The organism is Streptomyces sp. NPDC017202 (assembly GCF_044331705.1).
GTDB lineage: Bacteria > Actinomycetota > Actinomycetes > Streptomycetales > Streptomycetaceae > Streptomyces.
This window is the reverse complement of sequence record NZ_JBIRNP010000014.1, coordinates 16,731-32,278: the sequence shown is the minus strand read 5'-3', so window position 1 is coordinate 32,278 and position 15,548 is coordinate 16,731. Positions and strand designations below refer to the sequence as shown.

Annotated in this window: 11 protein-coding genes and 2 pseudogenes; 3 read left to right on the top strand and 10 right to left on the bottom strand. The window is 71.6% G+C overall.

All coding sequences use genetic code 11. The features are described 5' to 3' along the window. Positions 1-211 precede the first annotated feature (211 nt). Together ACH4N1_RS24615 and ACH4N1_RS24610 are read right to left on the bottom strand one after the other, a co-directional pair. Complete coding sequence (locus tag ACH4N1_RS24615) at positions 212-2,056, bottom strand: DUF4192 family protein (protein ID WP_398100124.1); 1,845 nt, start codon at positions 2,054-2,056, stop codon at positions 212-214. Between the two features lie 137 nt (positions 2,057-2,193). Continuing rightward, positions 2,194-4,347, bottom strand: a complete 2,154-nt coding sequence (locus tag ACH4N1_RS24610) for a RecQ family ATP-dependent DNA helicase (protein ID WP_398100122.1) — start codon at positions 4,345-4,347, stop codon at positions 2,194-2,196. 438 nt (positions 4,348-4,785) lie between these two features. On the opposite strand from ACH4N1_RS24610, the gene ACH4N1_RS24605 reads away from it, so the two are divergent. Then, positions 4,786-5,403: a hypothetical protein gene (locus ACH4N1_RS24605; RefSeq protein WP_398100120.1), complete on the top strand. Its 618-nt coding sequence runs from the start codon at positions 4,786-4,788 to the stop codon at positions 5,401-5,403. 391 nt (positions 5,404-5,794) lie between these two features. On the opposite strand, the gene ACH4N1_RS24600 is transcribed toward ACH4N1_RS24605, so the two are convergent. The 3 genes and pseudogenes from ACH4N1_RS24600 to ACH4N1_RS24590 form a co-directional block, all read right to left on the bottom strand. Further along, entirely contained in the window at positions 5,795-6,439 is a 645-nt protein-coding gene (locus tag ACH4N1_RS24600) for a hypothetical protein (RefSeq protein ID WP_398100118.1), read from the bottom strand. A 68-nt stretch (positions 6,440-6,507) separates the two neighbouring features. Continuing rightward, positions 6,508-7,209, bottom strand: coding sequence for a ribonuclease HII (locus ACH4N1_RS24595; protein ID WP_398100117.1), 702 nt, complete (start codon positions 7,207-7,209; stop codon positions 6,508-6,510). 93 nt (positions 7,210-7,302) lie between these two features. Then, positions 7,303-7,863: pseudogene (locus ACH4N1_RS24590) on the bottom strand (TetR/AcrR family transcriptional regulator C-terminal ligand-binding domain-containing protein). Between ACH4N1_RS24590 and ACH4N1_RS24585 the strand changes: the two are divergent. Continuing rightward, a pseudogene (locus ACH4N1_RS24585) lies at positions 7,823-8,155 on the top strand (MFS transporter); the annotation flags it as partial. The pseudogenes ACH4N1_RS24590 and ACH4N1_RS24585 sit on opposite strands and share 41 nt — an antisense overlap. 351 nt (positions 8,156-8,506) lie before the next feature. On the opposite strand, the gene ACH4N1_RS24580 reads toward ACH4N1_RS24585, so the two are convergent. The 3 genes from ACH4N1_RS24580 to ACH4N1_RS24570 all read right to left on the bottom strand — a co-directional run bounded on the left by ACH4N1_RS24580 (position 8,507) and on the right by ACH4N1_RS24570 (position 10,809). After that, positions 8,507-9,412, bottom strand: coding sequence for an ADP-ribosylglycohydrolase family protein (locus ACH4N1_RS24580; RefSeq protein WP_398100116.1), 906 nt, complete (start codon positions 9,410-9,412; stop codon positions 8,507-8,509). Then, positions 9,402-10,082, bottom strand: a complete 681-nt coding sequence (locus ACH4N1_RS24575) for a histidine phosphatase family protein (RefSeq protein ID WP_398100114.1) — start codon at positions 10,080-10,082, stop codon at positions 9,402-9,404. Before ACH4N1_RS24575 ends, ACH4N1_RS24580 begins: the two co-directional genes overlap by 11 nt. 121 nt (positions 10,083-10,203) lie before the next feature. Next, on the bottom strand, positions 10,204-10,809 hold the full coding sequence (locus tag ACH4N1_RS24570) for a YdbC family protein (RefSeq protein ID WP_398100112.1): 606 nt from the start codon (positions 10,807-10,809) through the stop codon (positions 10,204-10,206). Positions 10,810-10,962: 153 nt separating this feature from the next. Between ACH4N1_RS24570 and ACH4N1_RS24565 the strand changes: the two genes are divergently transcribed. Beyond that, positions 10,963-11,496 (top strand): TerD family protein, encoded by a 534-nt coding sequence (locus ACH4N1_RS24565; protein ID WP_398100110.1) that lies wholly within the window; start codon positions 10,963-10,965, stop codon positions 11,494-11,496. Positions 11,497-11,699: 203 nt separating this feature from the next. On the opposite strand, the gene ACH4N1_RS24560 is transcribed toward ACH4N1_RS24565, so the two are convergent. Both ACH4N1_RS24560 and nrdR read right to left on the bottom strand, forming a co-directional pair. Continuing rightward, positions 11,700-14,594: a vitamin B12-dependent ribonucleotide reductase gene (locus tag ACH4N1_RS24560; protein ID WP_398100109.1), complete on the bottom strand. Its 2,895-nt coding sequence runs from the start codon at positions 14,592-14,594 to the stop codon at positions 11,700-11,702. A 164-nt stretch (positions 14,595-14,758) separates the two neighbouring features. After that, positions 14,759-15,325, bottom strand: a complete 567-nt coding sequence (nrdR, locus tag ACH4N1_RS24555; protein ID WP_398100107.1) for a transcriptional regulator NrdR — start codon at positions 15,323-15,325, stop codon at positions 14,759-14,761. Positions 15,326-15,548 lie beyond the last annotated feature (223 nt).

Genomic DNA, 15,548 nt, shown 5'->3' with positions numbered 1-15,548 from the left:
GGCACAACCCGGGCGGGCTGTGCCGCCACCCAGGGAACGGGGTTGGGCTCCGCCAGGTCACGCCCGCGCGGGCGACGGCCCACCGAATGGCGCTGGTGCGGCGGCCGGGAGGCCGCTCCCACGGCTGTCCGGCTGTGAGCGGCCTCCCGGCCGGTCCGGTACGACGATCGACCGGGCGCCTCCCGCCTCCGCGCTCCGAGCGGGTACCGGCTCACCTCTGCCCGTTGCTCTCGTCGCCGTCGGCGCAGCCGCTCCGCCGCCGTGCGGCGGCCTCGGCGGAGGTGCGGGTACGCGAGCGCGTGTCGGCCCGGCCGGGAGCGGCGGGCCGCGTCGGGCCGGCCGCACGGGTGCGGAGGGTCTTCGCTCCCCGTTCCTGCGCCGCCCCCACCGTCGTCCGCGCGGGAGATCCGGCGACACCGGCGGAACGCGTACGGCGTCGGCGGCGGTCGGCGCCGGGGGACCGCTCCGGTCCCGGAGCGGGAGCGGAACCGGTCGCGCTGTCGGCATCCGATGCCGCACCGGGCTGGGCTCCGCCCCGGCCGTCGGTCCGGCCGGCACCGCTTTCGTGGCTCTCGACGCCGATCCGGGTGACCTCCTCGCCTGCTCGAGGCCGTGTCCCTCCTTGGAGTTGAACGGCGGCCCGGTCGTGACCACGGGTCCCGGACACGGCCCCGGTTGGGGTCACGGTCCCGGTTCCGGCCCCGGCCCTCCCCCGACGGTCGGTTCCTCCTCCGACCTGCTGTTCGCGCACCTCGCGCTCGGCGCGCAGGCAGCGTCGGACCGATTCGGGGTCCAGACCCTCGTTGCAGGCATGGTGCAGGAGGCGGGCGAAGAGGTAGCTCGGGTCCGCACCCAGGGCCATGGCGAGGGCTTCCCGGGCCTCGAGTTCGTCACCGCTGGACCATGCGACCCAGCCGGCGAGGGTGAGCGGGGCCGCCGCGTGCTCGCCGTAGGGGCCGACGCAGCGGCGGGCCAGCGCTCGCCAGAGCCGCAGGGCGGGGGTGGCTTCGTCGCCCTCCATCCACTCGGCGGCGCGGTCACGCGTCACCCGGTCCTGGAGGCCCAGAATGAGGGCAGCGGCTTCGTCGGAAGCCACGAGCTCGTCGTCCCGGCGGTCCGCGGGGAGGGCGCCCATCACCGAGGGCGCTTCGGAGAACCTGCGGATCACGCGTGCGGCCAGTGCGATGGTCTCCTCCGCGACGGCCGCGCGACTCGTGTCGTGGAGCATCCGGGGAAGCAGGTCCATGCCCGCCGTGTCGAGGGCCAGCTCCTGCTCCACGGCGACACCCGTTTCCAGCGGTAGCAGCCGGGCCCTCAACTCCCCCAGCGTGCCGCGGACCTGGATGCCGACATAGGTGGCCGCCGCAGCCAGCACGGATGTGCCCGGCAGGCCCATCGGCACCCCCTCGACCGGGCAGCAGCCCTCGCCGGAGCAGCAGTACGACCAGAAGCGGCCGTCCGAGATGCACAGCGCCTCGATCACCGGGATGTCGAGCCGACCGCACTCGACACGGAGCGCGTGCGCGAGCGGCTGGAGGCGCTCCCGGACCCGACCGCCCGTCTCGCCCTTCGCCGGTTCCTGGCAGAGGTAGGCGACGATCTGCGCGGGGCGGACTCCCCTGCGTTCGCTGCCGGTCACGAGCCCCTGTGCCAGTTGCCGGGCCACCGCGGGCCAGTCCTCCGGGTGGGCCGGGATGCCGAGGCGGGCCCGGCCGCCGAACCTGCCCCGGCCGCCGTGGTCGTGGAGGGCGACGAGAACGATGCTGTCCTCGGGCCGGTACCCGAGCAGGTAGGGCAGGGCGTCGGCCAACTCGGCCGGGGTGCGCAGGGTGACCTGGTGAGGGGCGGGGCCTCCGTCGGGGAAGGGGCGCCCGTCGTACGGGACGTGACCTTCGTACGCGGTCTCGGTCTCGTGGTCGTACGAGGCCGCACGGCCGTACGCGGTCTCGTGGTCGTACCCGGCCCGGCTCTCGTGCGGTTCGGGGCCGGTACGTTCCCCGCGTCCGGTGATGTCGCCGTTTCCGGAGGATCCTGTCGTTTCGCTGTGGTTCGTCATGTGTCGACGATCTCGCGGACTGTGGAATTCCGGTTGAGCCTGTGGATAAGTCTGGCCAGGGACACGTCATCGACGCGAGGCCCGGCTACCCGCCGAGCTCCCCCTCCGCCCGGACCCCAGCCTTTCGCAGGGGGTGCTCAGCCCGCCGCGGCGAGGACCAGCGGAAGAACCGCCTCGCTGCCTGCCCGGCGAAGGAGACGGGCGGCGACCGCGAGGGTCCAGCCGGAGTCGGTGTAGTCGTCCACGAGCAACACCGGACCTGGAGCGGCCGCCAGGGCGGCGGCCAGCTCATCGGAGACCGTGAAGGCCTCCGAGAGCGCCCTGAGGCGCTGGGCGGAGTTGCTGCGACGAACCGCGTGGGCACCGCCCGGGCCGGTGCAGGTCAGGGCGCCCAGGAAGGGGAGACGGCCGACGGCCGCGATGCCCTGGGCGAGGGAGCCGACCAGTTGCGGGCGGGCCAGTGACGGGACCGCGACGACGCCCACCGGACGGGCCGAGGCGTCGGGGGCGTCGGCCGCCCAGCCGCCCGGGGAGCGCGCCCAGTCGGCGAGGACGGCCACCGCGGCTTTCAGGACCTCGTCGGGAACGGGTCCGTCGGGGGTGTTCTCGGCCAGCAGGGGGCGCAAGCGGTTGCCCCAGCCGATGTCCGAGAGGCGCCCCAGGGCGCGCCCGGTGGAGCACTGCTCGCGGACGGGGATGCGCCCCTTGAGGTCGACGCCGAGCGCGGCCATGCCCGTCGGCCACATGCGGCGCGGCTCGACCTCCACCCCCGGGCGATCCAGTTCCTTCGTCGCCCCGGTGAGGGCCTCGGCCGAGACCGAGGAAGCGATCCAGGCACCGGCGCAGTTGTCGCAGCGGCCGCACGGGACCGCGCCCTCGTCGTCCAGCTGCCGGCGCAGGAACTCCATCCGGCACGCGGTCGTGCTCACGTAGTCGCGCATGGCCTGCTGCTCGGCGGCCCGCTGCCGGGCCACCCAGGAGTACCGCTCGGTGTCGTACGTCCAGGGCTGCCTCGTGCTCTCCCAGCCGCCCTTGACCCGCTTGACGGCCCCGTCGACGTCGAGGACCTTCAGCATCGTCTCCAGCCGGGTGCGCCGCAGGTCCACCATCGCCTCCAGGGCGGGCACGGACAGCGGCCGTCCCGCGTCGGCGAGGGCCGAGAGGGTCTGGCGCACCTGCGCCTCGGGCGGGAAGGCGGTGTCGGCGAAGTAGCGCCAGATGGCCTCGTCCTCCTTGCCGGGCAGCAACAGCACCTCGGCGTGCTCCACGCCTCGGCCCGCGCGGCCCACCTGCTGGTAGTAGGCGATCGGCGAGGAGGGCGAGCCGAGATGGACGACGAATCCCAGATCCGGCTTGTCGAATCCCATGCCCAGCGCGGAGGTGGCCACGAGCGCCTTGACCCTGTTCTCCTGGAGGTCGGTCTCGGCCTGGAGCCGGTCGGCGTTCTCCGTGCGGCCCGTGTAGGAGTCCACCGTGTAGCCGCGCTGCCGCAGGAAGGCGGTGGCCTCCTCGGCCGCGGCGACCGTCAGCGCGTAGATGATCCCGGAGCCCGGCAGTTCGTCCAGGTGCTCGGCGAGCCAGGCCAGGCGGTGCGCGGCGTCCGGCAGCCGGACGACTCCGAGCCGGAGGCTTTCCCGCTCCAGCGAGCCGCGCAGCACCAGGGCCTCGCCGGCGCCGGTACCGAGCTGCTCGGCCACGTCGGCCGTGACGCGCGCGTTGGCGGTCGCGGTGGTGGCGAGGACCGGCACACCGGGGGCGAGGTCGCCCAGCATGGCCCGCAGCCGGCGGTAGTCGGGGCGGAAGTCGTGGCCCCAGTCGGAGATGCAGTGCGCCTCGTCGACCACCAGCAGACCGGTCGTGGCCGCCAGCTTGGGGAGCACCTGGTCCCGGAAATCGACGGAGTTGAGGCGCTCCGGACTGACGAGGAGAACGTCGGTCTCGCCGCGCTCGACCTCCTGGTAGATCGCGGCCCACTCCTCCGGATTCGCCGAGTTGATGGTGCGCGCCTGGATGCCCGCCCGCCCCGCGGCCTCGACCTGGTTGCGCATCAGCGCCAGCAGCGGCGAGACGATCACCGTCGGCCCGGAACCGCGCCGGCGCAGCAGCGCGGTGGCGACGAAGTACACCGCCGACTTGCCCCAGCCGGTGCGCTGCACCACCAGGGCCCGCCGGCGCTCCTCGACGAGGGCCGCCACCGCCTGCCACTGGTCCTCACGCAGCCGCGCCCCCGGCGCACCCACCAGCTCGGCGAGGATGGCGTCTGCTTCGGTGCGGAGTTCCAGGTTGTCCATGCCCCCATGCAACCCGATGGCACCGACAATCGGCCACCTCACTCTGCGTGAGGGGACGTGGCGCGTCCGTGCACCCAGAACCAAGGTCGGCACCGCGCGCACCGGCCGACGCCGCCTGCGCGCCGGCCGACGCCGCCTGCGCGTCGGCCGGGGAAGGCCTGCGCGTCGACCGGGAAACGCCACCCCTGGGGCAGATGAACGAGCGGTGTACGACCGGCACACGCGTCACACTGCGTTCATGGGGTAAGGATATAAGACACTCTCCGCCACATAAGGGTCGGTGGCCCCAATTGCTCGTTGCCGCATCCAAGTTCGACAGGAAGAATTGAGTTCCGCTCCCCGCACGGCTCGCCCGTGGTCCGGCAGGGCTCTGCTGCGGTGTGCGTGCCCCCGAATCCGACCCGCCCGCAGGTGTGGGCCGTAGCCGAAGGGAGGCTCGTGACCCTCGGATTCGCTCCGTCGTCGGCATCGCTGTCGACGCCCCCGTCCGCCGCTTCCGCCAACCGCTTGCTCGAACCCGCGGAGTGGGCTTCGGCCGGCATTCCGCTGCTGCGCAACCCGCGAGAGGTCGTCAGCGGCCTGCACGCGCGTCATCTGCCGAAGCCGGCCACCGCGATCGTGGCGGTGCTCGATCCGGACGAACGGCTGCTGGCCAGCGCCTCGTTCACACGTCGCCAGGCGCAGGCCGACGGCTGGATGTTCCGCAACGCGCTGCTCGCCCAGCTGCGCCGGGTCGTCCCGCACGATCTGCGGCGCCGCACGCCGGTGCGCACCGCCGTGCTGCTCTACTGCCGCGAGGGCGACGCGCGCTGGACGGAGGAGGACGGTGCCTGGATGTGGGGTCTGCGTGACGCCTGCACCTTGCACGGGCTGCGCTGCGGGGCGTACATCACGCTGACCCGGGACGGCTGGCAGGTCCTCGGCGAGGGCCGCGGAGGCCGCCGCCCCCACGCGGGTTCACCGCCGGAGCCCTTCGCGCTGTCCGAGGCGCCGCCGCCGTTGCCGCGGACCGGCGGCGCAGCCTCGGAGGTGCTGCGCCGCGCGGCCGCGCGCTGAGAGCTGCCGACGCCCCCGCCGAGTCGGCAGAAACGATCCGCCTTCACCGGACAGCGGTCCCGAAGAACCGACTGCGCGGTGCCGCGTCGCACCGCACGACACGGGGTGCCGGCACCGCGCATCACGCGCCGGCACCGCGCATGCGGCGTCGGCACGGCACATCACGATGTCGCGCGCGACGCATCACGATGCCCGCGAACGACGCCGCGCCCCGGGCTCGTCCGCCGTCCAGGGCCGGAGCCCGCGCGAGTCCGCGGCCATGCGCACGCCGAGGCACGCACCCGGACTTCCGGGTCCGCGCACCCGAAGACCGTCAGGGAGGTGCCGCGGGGCGGCTCCTCCCCCGCCCCGGATGCTCTCCCGGACGACCGGGAGACGACCCGGAGCGGGCTCAGATGCCCCCGCCGAGCACCGAGTTGATCTGCTGCGGTTCACCGCAGCAGATCAGCAGGGCACCGGCCCGGGCGCGGGCCGCCGGAAGGGCGGTGGCGGCGACGGCAGCGGAACGTCCGTTGACCGCGACGACGACCACGGGTCGCACCGCCGCCCGGTCCAACGCGGAGGCATCGGCGTAGAAGACGTCGTCCCCCGAGTCGTGCTGCGCCCAGTAGGACGCCTCACCGAAGGACAGTTCATGGGCGGCCCACGGGTGCTGTTCGCCGGTGGTGACCACCAGCACCTCACCCGGGGCGCGGCCCGACTCGAGCAGCAGGTCGACGGCCTCCTCGGCGGCGTCCAGCGCACCCGCGGCCGAGGCCGGGATCAGCTGGATCTGAGGAGTCGCCGAAGCGGGTACGGAAGGGGAAACGGCAGGGACGGCCGGGGCCGAAGGGCCGGGCACGGCGGCCACATCGCGCGGCGTGCGCTGCACGGGCGGCGTGGGCCGGACAGGACCAGGCCGACCGGGACGCGACGGAGCCGCGGGACGGGGACCGGGTACGGGTCGAGGGGTCGGCGCGGTGCGGCCACTGGCCGGAGTGGCGCGGGGACCCTGGGCACTCTCGTGAATCTGAGGCTCCTCGGGAATGAGAGGCATGGGCTGATGTCTATCAAACAGTGGTGCGGCTCGCGCCAGCGGGTGGCACATCAGTGCGAGCGGAATCGTCAGAAGTCGAAGCCGAGCTGGCCCTCGATCTCCGGCGCGCTTCCGTTCGCCCAGCTGCGGGCCTTCTTGAGGTGCCGCCACTGGGGCAACGCATCAAGATACGCCCACGACAACCGGTGGTACGGGGTGGGGCCCCGCTCCTCCAGTGCGGCCTTGTGGACGGGCGACGGATACCCGGCGTTGTCCGCAAAACCGAAGTCTGCATGGTCGATGCCCAGTTCGGCCATCATTTTGTCGCGCTGCACCTTGGCGAGCACCGAGGCCGCCGCGACGGCCACGCACGACTGATCGCCCTTGATCACCGTGCGGACCCTCCAGGGGTCGCCGAGGTAGTCGTGCTTGCCGTCGAGGATCACCGCCTCGGGGCGCACCGGCAGGGCGTCCAGGGCACGCACCGCGGCGAGTCGCAGAGCGGCGGTCATCCCCAGGTCGTCGATCTCCTCCGGGGAGGCGTGCCCGAGGGCGTACGAGGTCACCCACTTCTCCAGTTCCACGGCAAGCTCGTTGCGACGCTTGACGGACAGGAGCTTGGAGTCGGTGAGGCCGACGGGGGGCCGGCGCAGTCCGGTGACCGCCGCGCAGACGGTGACGGGACCGGCCCACGCACCGCGCCCCACTTCGTCGACACCGGCGATGATCTTGGCTCCGGTCGTGGCGCGGAGGGAGCGCTCGACGGTGTGAGTGGGTGGTTCGTACGGCATGGCGGCCTTAGCCTACGCCGCCCGGATCCCCTCGCGACACCCCGGTCGGCAGGACGCCGCGTGCGATCGCCGAAGGACTCGCCATCGGCTCGTTCAGCCCGCGTCCGGCCGCAGCAGCGGCAGCATGGACTGGTCGATCATCTCCTCGATCCCCCGATCGCTCCATTCGCTTCCGCACATCTCGGAGAGGTACATCATCACGGCCGGAACGGCATCCAGCACATAGCCGTTCACCGCGCCGAAACACCCCTCACCCCTTTCGATCCCACGCCTGATGACCTCGCGCAGAAGCTGAACGGTCGACTCGACGGCCCCTTCGAGGATCAGGGCGTGGAAGCGCTCCGCCTGACGCGGATCGCACTCGTGAATGATCGAGCGCAGCGTGAAACCCGGCCGGGAGTACATGGCGTCGCGCGCCCGGCGCGTCAGGGCCAGCAGGTCCTCGCGCACGCTCCCCAGACGGGGCGCCGCGTCCAGCCTCGGCAGTCCGGCACGCGGGGCGTCGGCGACGAGGCCCTCCTTGGACGGTCAGCGGCGGTACACGGCCGCCTTGCCGGTCTGGGCACCGGCCGCCACCCCTTCCATCGCGAGGCCGTTCCACCCGACCGTGCCCACCGGCCTGTTCAACGCCACCCAGCAGGTGAGCGGTTCGATCGGACTGGCCCTTTCGACCACCGTCTTCGGCTCGGCCGGCACCGACGAGGCGAAGAAGCAGCAGCTGAAGTTCCTGGCCGAGGGATCGGCGGAACAGAAGGCCGAGTTCGCGACGACCGGGAAGTTGCCCGCTCCGCGGGGACACGAGGTACTCGCCCACGGGATCTCGACGGCCTTCGCGCCGGCCGCCGCCATGGCCGCGCTCGCCGTGGTGATCTCCGTACCGGTCGTCCGGGTCCGCAAGAGCGACCTGGAGGCACTGTCGGGCACAGCGGGCCCCGTGGTCGGCTGACCGCGAGTCCCCTCGGGCAGGCCGCGGGCCGGCGTCGACACACCTCGCAGGCGCGTGTCCGCGGCCGCTCGCCCGGCCCCTCACTCCACCCCGACCGATGCGCTTCCGCCCGCCGAGCACCCCGTAGGCGATGGCGGACACCCTCACGACCGCCCACACCGCGGACCTCACGCTCATCCCGCCTCCGTCCAGCCGCTCGACCGTCTCCCCCGCTCCCGGGCTCACCGATCGCGGGGCGGATGTCCGGACAACGCGCGAACGGTCACGCAGAGTTCCCTTCGGCCACACAGCGTTCACCTGGGCGGACGGCGAACGAGGACGGAAACCGCTCAGCGGTGAGGGCGGCGGCGCTCAGGACGCCGTGGGGACCCAAGCCGGCAGTGCCTCCACCCGTTCCACCCAGGTGGCGGGAGGCGCGCCGGCCTTTCCGGAGGCGATGACGCCGCCGACGATGGCGCAGGTCGTGTCCACGTCCCCACCCGCCTGAGCGGTGGTCCAGAAGGCCTCCTCGTAGTCGCCGAGGGAGCGGGCGGCGGACCAGAGCGCGAACGGCACGGTGTCGTGGGCCGTCGTACGCCGGCCGCAGCCCAGCACCGCCGCGACGGTGCCGGCGTCGTCGTAGTCGAGCATGTCCCGGGCACGGCGCAGTCCCGCCGTCACGGCGCTTCTGGGGATGAGGCCGATGACGCCCTCCAGGAGGGCGTCGGCGCCGGGCGGACCTGTCGGCGCACCGGCCAGCGCGGCGGCCGCGGCGACGGCCATGGCGCCGACCACGGCCTCCCGGTGCTGGTGCGTGGGGTAGGCGGAGATCTCCGCCTGGTGGGTGGCCTGCTCGGGGTCGTCCGCGTACCAGGCGCCCAGGGGGGCGATCCGCATGGCGGCGCCGTTGCCCCAGGAGCCCTGGCCGTTGAACAGGGCGGCTGCGAGTTCGCGCCAGTCGCCGCCTTCCCGGACGAGTCTCAGCAGCCGGTTGACGGCGGGGCCGTAGCCGCGGTCGAAGTCGTGGTGCGCGGCGAAGGAGTGGGCCAGGGCGTCCTGGTCGATGCGCCGGTGGGCGGCCAGGACGGCGACGACGGAGCAGGCCATCTCGGTGTCGTCCGTCCACCGCCAGGGCCCCGGCGGCAGTTCGCGGTCCTTCAGCAGCGGGTAATGGGCCGGCACGAAGAACTGTGAGCCCAGCGCGTCCCCCACCGCGAGTCCGCGCAACGCTGCCAGGGCGCGCCCCAGGCGTCCCTCGGGGGAGGAGTCAACGGTCATCGCTCTGCCACTCTCCAGTGATCCCGTACGGCTCCGGAACCCGCCACCGGTCGAACGGCCGGTCGAGGGTGTACTTGCCGTCGTCCCCGAGAACGAGCATCCGCATCTCGGCGTTCCCGGGATTCGACAGGGACTCGAATTCTGCGACCGTCCAGTGGAACCAGCGCATGCAGAACAGTCGCATGGCCAGGCCGTGCGTCACGATCAGCACGTTCGGCGGGTGGTCGGGTGCCTCGAAGCTGCGGAACAGGCTCTCCAGGAAGCCGCCGACCCGGTCGTACACGTCCGCCCCGCTCTCGCCCTGGGCGAAGCGGTAGAAGAAGTGCCCGTAGGCGTCGCGGTAGGCCTTCTGGAGGCGGACGTCGTCGCGATCCTGCCAGTTCCCCCAGTCCTGCTCGCGCAGCCGGGGTTCCTCCCGCACGCGTATGAGGTCGGGGTCGAGGTGGAAGGCGCGGAGGGTCTCGTGGGTGCGCCGGTAGGGCGAGACGTACACGCTGACCTGCTCGTCGCCGAACACCTCCCGCAGTCTCCTGCCCGTCTCCTCCGCCTGGTGCCGGCCCCGCTCGGTCAGGGCCAGCGCGTGGTCGGGTTCACGCTCGTAGACGGTGTCATCAACATTGCCCGTTGACTCCCCGTGCCGGACAAGGACGATGCGCCGTGGTCTTGCCATGCGAAAACACTAGATCGAGTGGCGGCCGATCGAGCACTCCTACGGCCTCCATACGGCGTAGGTCACACGAATTCCCGCACCCCGGAGGTGCGTCGGCGCACGCGGTCCGGGAATCCGGATCTCACACCGTCCAGGTGGGCTCCAGCTCCACGATGTCGCCGGTCATGGCCGAGACGTCCGCTTCCGTCTGCGCGCGCAGGGCGAGCCGTTCCACCCGCTCGGTGCGGTACTTGCCGTGCTCGGCCTGCGAGCGCCACATCGACAGGACCAGGAACTCGTGTCCCGGCGCCTCCGCGAACAGGCCGCGGACCATGCCGGGTGATCCCGCCATGGCCGGGTTCCACACCTTCTCCTGCATCAGGGTGAAGTGTTCGGCGCGTTCCTCGTGGACCCGGCACAGGGCCACCCGGACCAGGTCGGAGTCGGTGAAGCGGGGCTCGAAGCCCGTCTTCACGTCGAAGCGGTAGTCGAACAGGCGGACCTGGGCGTCCTTGAAGGTGCCCGCCTGGGTGGTCGCGAGCCGGTCGTGGGAGCGCGCCATGAAGGAGTCGTAGAAGGCCCGGCTCTCCCAGAAGGCGAAGACATGCGCGACCGAGGGCCGTGCCCTGCTCCAGCCCCCGCCCTGCCCCCGGAATCCCGGCTCCCCCAGAAGCCCCGCCCACTTTCGCTGCCCCCGCTCGAACCCGCGACGGTCCACCACGGTGCAGCGAATCCACTTGACCAGCACCGCGCCATGGTACGGCCGACGGGGTGGCGTCGGTCACTCCTGGGCGCCAGGCACCCGTGCGGGCTGCCGCACGCGCGTGGCAGGATGGACAACCGGCCCTGATGAGCGGCCAGTTCGGCGCGACAGCAGACGGGGACGGGGAGGGGAAGACCGGTGAACGGCCTCAACAAGGGGATCCGCAAGGTCGAGATGGCGCTGAGGTGGGACCCGAGTCCGGCGGGTGAGCCGCCCACCGACCTGGACATAGTGGCCGGCACCTACCTCGCGGACGACCCGGGGGGCGAGCCCGCCTACGTGGTGCACTTCGACAGCCGCTCCCCCGACGGCACCATCACGCTCAACCGCGACAGCACGGACGGCAGGGGCTTCGGCTGGGACGAGGTCATGACACTCGAACTCGACCGACTGGATGCCCGGTACGCGCGCGTGGTGGTCGGCGTCGTCATCCAGCAGCGTCCCGAGGAACGGACCTTCGTCAGCGTGCGCAATCCGGCCTTCCGGATACGCGAGGGCTACACCGTGCTGACCGAGAACGACTTCGGGGGCGTGCTCGGCGCGACGGCGGCCACGGTCGCGGAGTTCGTGCGCGACCCGGTCGACGGCTGGTCGCTCCACGACGGCGTGCAGGGCTACGAGGAGGACCCGGCGGCCTTCACCAGGATCATGGGCCGACTGCGCCGGTCCTGAACGCCGGTGGGACACGGAGTGAGCGGGTGGAGCCGGGGTCCGGCGCCACCCGCTCACTCCGTCCCGGCCGGGGTCTCCGGGAGGTCCGGGGCTCGGGGTCCCGCACCTCCGGACGCCGAGGGCGGTGGAACCGGAAACCGGCTCCACCGCCCTCGCCAGGTCGTTCACCCCGGGCGGGCCCTACCGCCCGGGGTCGCCCGATATCAGCTGCAACCGCTGGTCGAGCCGCAGCCCTCGCAGATGTAGCAGGAACCGGCGCGCTGCATCTTCGTGCCGCAGGAGAAGCACAGCGGGGCGTCGGCGTGGATGCCCAGCTGCATCTCCACCAGCTCGGCGCTGGTGTGGGCCTGCTGCGGGGCGGGCTTGGCGGCCTCCACCTCGGCCTTCGGCGTGGCCACGGCCTTCAGGTCCTGGGCGCGCGGGGCCGACTGGGCCAGACCCTCGACGTCGACGTCCTCCTCGGACGGCTCGTACGAACCGGTCTCCAGGTGGCGCTGACGCTCGTCGGCGGAATGGATGCCGAGCGCGGAACGGGTCTCGAAGGGCAGGAAGTCGAGCGCCAGGCGGCGGAAGATGTAGTCGACGATCGACTGGGCCATCCGCACGTCGGGGTCGTCCGTCATACCGGCGGGCTCGAAGCGCATGTTGGTGAACTTCGAGACGTACGTCTCCAGCGGTACGCCGTACTGGAGGCCGACGGAGACCGCGATGGAGAAGGCGTCCATCATGCCGGCGAGCGTCGAGCCCTGCTTGGACATCTTCAGGAAGACCTCGCCGAGACCGTCGTCCGGGTAGGAGTTGGCGGTCATGTAGCCCTCGGCGCCACCGACCGTGAACGACGTCGTGATGCCGGGACGGCCCTTGGGGAGACGCTTGCGGACCGGGCGGTACTCGACGACCTTCTCGACCGCGGCGCGGATCGTGTCCTCGGCCTTCTCGGTGACCTCGTTCTTCTCCTTCTCCTTGGTCTTGGCGGAGAGGGGCTGGCCGACCTTGCAGTTGTCGCGGTAGATCGCGAGCGCCTTGACGCCGAGCTTCCAGGCCTCGAAGTAGATCTCCTCGACCTCCTCGACGGTCGCCGTCTCCGGCATGTTGACCGTCTTGGAGATGGCGCCGGAGATCCACGGCTGGATCGCGGCCATCATGCGGACGTGGCCCATCGGGGAGATGGCGCGCTCGCCCATGGCGCAGTCGAACACCTCGTAGTGCTCGGGCTTGAGGCCGGGGGCGTCGATCACATTGCCGTGCTCGGCGATGTGGGCGACGATCGCCTCGATCTGCTCCTCCTGGTAGCCCAGGCGGCGCAGGGCCTGCGGCACGGTGCCGTTGACGATCTGCATCGAGCCGCCGCCGACCAGCTTCTTGAACTTGACCAGGGCGAGGTCGGGCTCGACACCGGTGGTGTCGCAGGACATCGCCAGACCGATGGTGCCGGTCGGGGCGAGCACGGACGCCTGGGAGTTGCGGAAGCCGTTCTTCTCGCCGAGGTGCAGCACGTCCTGCCAGGCCTCGGTGGCGGCGGCCCAGACAGGGCTGTCCAGGTCGTCGATGCCGACGGCCTTCTGGTTGGCGTCGGAGTGCTGCTTCATGACGCGGTTGTGGGCGTCGGCGTTGCGGGCGTAGCCGTCGTAGGGACCGACGACCGCGGCCAGCTCGGAGGAGCGGCGGTAGGCCGTACCCGTCATCAGGGAGGTGATGGCGCCGGCCAGCGAGCGGCCGCCGTCCGAGTCGTACGCGTGGCCGGTCGCCATCAGCAGGGCGCCGAGGTTGGCGTAGCCGATGCCGAGCTGGCGGAACGCGCGCGTGTTCTCGCCGATCTTCTGGGTCGGGAAGTCCGCGAAGCAGATGGAGATGTCCATCGCGGTGATGACCAGCTCGACGACCTTCTGGAAGCGGTCGGCCTCGAAGGACTGGCTGCCCTGGCCGTCGTCCTTCAGGAACTTCATCAGGTTCAGCGAGGCGAGGTTGCAGGACGTGTTGTCCAGGTGCATGTACTCGCTGCACGGGTTCGACGCGGTGATCCGGCCGGACTCGGGGCAGGTGTGCCAGGTGTTGATGGTGTCGTCGTACTGGATGCCCGGGTCGGCGCAGGCCCAGGCGGCTTCGGCGATCTTGCGGAAGAGCGACTTGGCGTCGACCTCCTCGATCACGTCACCGGTCATCCGCGCGCGCAGGCCGAACTTGTCGCCCTGCTCGACGGCCTTCATGAACTCGTCGTTGACGCGGACGGAGTTGTTGGCGTTCTGGTACTGGACGGACGTGATGTCGTCGCCGCCCAGGTCCATGTCGTAACCCGCGTCGCGCAGGACGCGGATCTTCTCCTCCTCCTTGACCTTGGTCTCGATGAAGTCCTCGATGTCGGGGTGATCCACGTCGAGGACGACCATCTTGGCGGCGCGGCGGGTGGCACCACCGGACTTGATGGTGCCGGCGGAGGCGTCGGCGCCGCGCATGAAGGAGACCGGGCCGGAGGCGTTGCCGCCGGAGGAGAGCAGCTCCTTGGAGGAGCGGATGCGGGAGAGGTTCAGGCCGGCGCCGGAGCCGCCCTTGAAGATCATGCCCTCTTCCTTGTACCAGTCGAGGATCGACTCCATGGAGTCGTCGACGGACAGGATGAAGCAGGCCGAGACCTGCTGGGGCTGCGGCGTGCCGACGTTGAACCAGACGGGGCTGTTGAAGCTGAAGATCTGGTGCAGGAGGGCGTACGCCAGCTCATGCTCGAAGATCTCGGCGTCGGCGGGCGACGTGAAGTACTTGTGGTCCTCCCCGGCCTTCCGGTAGGTCTTCACGATGCGGTCGATCAGCTGCCTGAGGCTGACCTCGCGCTGCGGGGTGCCGACGGCACCCCGGAAGTACTTGCTGGTGACGATGTTGACCGCGTTCACCGACCAGAAGTCGGGGAACTCGACGCCACGCTGCTCGAAGTTGACCGAGCCGTCGCGCCAGTTGGTCATGACGACGTCACGGCGCTCCCAGGCCACCTCGTCATACGGGTGCACGCCGGGGGTCGTGTGGATGCGCTCGATACGCAGGCCCTTGGTCGCCTTGGCGCCCTTGGCTCGGGAACCCCGTGCCGGACCGCTCGCCGTCTCTGTCATGCCGCCTCCCTGTACGGGCGAAAACGCCCTGAAATGCCACGCTGTTCCCGTGACACGGTGTTCTGTCTTGTGCTGCGGGCACCACCATTCGCCACGCCCGCAGCAGGTCTCGTCCGCCGTCGCCCGGCCCGGTCCGGAACCTGCGTTCCGGTTCCGGCCCGCGGTCAGTCGGCGGAGTGGGCGGGCTCGGGAACCTGCACGGTCCCTCCGCGCCCGCCGTCGTCCTCCCGGCCCCCCGCGACGGCGTCTGCCGCGCCCTCGCGGCCGCCGTCGTCCGCCTCGGGGTGCCGCGCCTGCCTGAGTTCCGCGATCGCGGCCTCGAAGTCGTCGAGCGAGTCGAACGCCCGGTAGACGGAGGCGAACCGCAGGTAGGCGACGAGGTCCAGCTCCTGCAACGGGCCGAGTATGGCCAGCCCCACGTCGTGGGTGGTCAGCTCGGCGCTCCCGGTGGCCCGCACGGCTTCCTCGACCCGCTGACCGAGCTGGGCGAGCGCGTCCTCCGTGACGGGCCGTCCCTGGCAGGCCTTGCGCACGCCGTTGATGACCTTGGTGCGGCTGAAGGGCTCGGTGACCCCGGACCGCTTGACCACCATGAGCGAGCACGTCTCCACGGTCGTGAAACGACGGGAGCAGTCGGGGCACTGGCGGCGCCTGCGGATCGACGTGCCGTCGTCGGTCGTACGACTGTCGACGACACGGCTGTCGGGGTGCCTGCAGAAGGGGCAGTGCATGATCCATCCCTCCTCACAGCAGTCTCCATGGCCTCGCGGGCCTCACGGGCCCCTCGAAGCAGCCCCCAGCATAGGTGATTCCGGAGGGTGCGAAGTCCCGGGGGAACACAACTTGTGGGCTGCCGGGGACATCCAACCACTAGATGTAGGGCTTGGCTCATTCACCCAGGCTGTGTCGCGTGTCGCGTCGTCGGTCCTCACAGGACGCGTTCCGGCGGTCACG